The following is a 291-nucleotide window of genomic DNA, read 5'->3' as shown; positions in this document are numbered from 1 at the left end:
CTTCTGCCGAGGAACTGCATCTGCAACGCCTGTACCAACTTATCGCCGAGAGCCTCTGTCACCAGGCGCGCTTCGCCCCGGGCTTTGCCGTGGCGGCCCACGAGGTGGTTATCGACGAGCAGGACGGTGTGGAGTACGCCGGCGTGCGACTGCGCGGTAGGGCCGATCGCGTCGACGTGTACGAGGAGGCCGGCCGTTTCGCCGTGGTCGATTACAAGGGATCGGTGGGTTCCGACTTCGGTCTGGGGGCGAAGAAGGACGCCGATCCGACGCTGCCCAAGCACCCCCAGG

At 66.3% G+C, this 291-nt stretch carries 1 protein-coding gene; it reads left to right on the top strand.

Annotation, left to right across the window (positions count from 1 at the left end; all coding sequences use genetic code 11):
* The coding region (locus tag PZH32_RS13590) for a PD-(D/E)XK nuclease family protein (RefSeq protein WP_275208787.1) at window positions 1-291 on the top strand (291 nt) is incomplete at both ends.

The sequence above is a fragment of the Adlercreutzia equolifaciens genome (assembly GCF_029076695.1).
GTDB classification, from domain to species: domain Bacteria; phylum Actinomycetota; class Coriobacteriia; order Coriobacteriales; family Eggerthellaceae; genus Adlercreutzia; species Adlercreutzia equolifaciens_A.
This window is presented reverse-complemented; position numbering and strand designations above follow the sequence as displayed.